This is a genomic window from Synechococcus sp. H55.11, assembly GCF_047462475.1.
Lineage (GTDB): Bacteria > Cyanobacteriota > Cyanobacteriia > Thermostichales > Thermostichaceae > Thermostichus.
On sequence record NZ_JANSJI010000330.1, the window covers coordinates 1 to 601 of the forward strand.

Genomic DNA, 601 nt, shown 5'->3' on the forward strand with positions numbered 1-601 from the left:
AGGGGCTGCAGAATGTCAGACAAAGAGCCGCTGCAAGTGGGGAAATTGTTGTACAACAGCCGCTTGAAGGGAGACCTTGAATCCCGGGACGTGCTGTTACCGAACTGGTACTGGAAGCCGCCCCACCAGGGAAAACCGCTGCCGCTGCGGGCAAAAGGTGCTAGGTTAGCTGGATTATCGATAGCGTCGCGCACGCAGGCCCAGCGCTGCTCGTTGGTGGCGCTGTCCAAGTTGGTCGTTGGGCAACGCGGCGCACTGCTGGTGTAGCCGTTGTTAAATTGACCGATGGGCTCCGGCACCCCCTGGGCCGGGAACACCGGATCCGGCCAGCGCACCGCCCGCAGGTAGGGCAGGTTGGCGCTTTGAACATCTTGGGGGGGGGGTGTGGGCAGAGGGCCTACAGCGCCAGTCCTGTCAAACCCTGTGTTGCGGTTGTACTGGTTCTGCGGGCTGGTGATCCAGCCGTTGTAGTACTCGGCCAGCAGGCCAGCGCCGCCCGGGTTCGGGCAAGGCCCGATGGGAGCCACCGTCACCCAGCGGGAGGTGTCCAGCACCGGGTTGCCCAAGGCGGAGATGCGCACGCCGAAGTTGGCATAGCCCG

General features: G+C 64.1%; 1 protein-coding gene. It reads right to left on the minus strand.

Annotated features, from left to right (window positions below; all coding sequences use genetic code 11):
- The coding region (locus NW853_RS12915) for a hypothetical protein (RefSeq protein WP_414349217.1) at nt 1-601 on the minus strand (601 nt) is incomplete at both ends.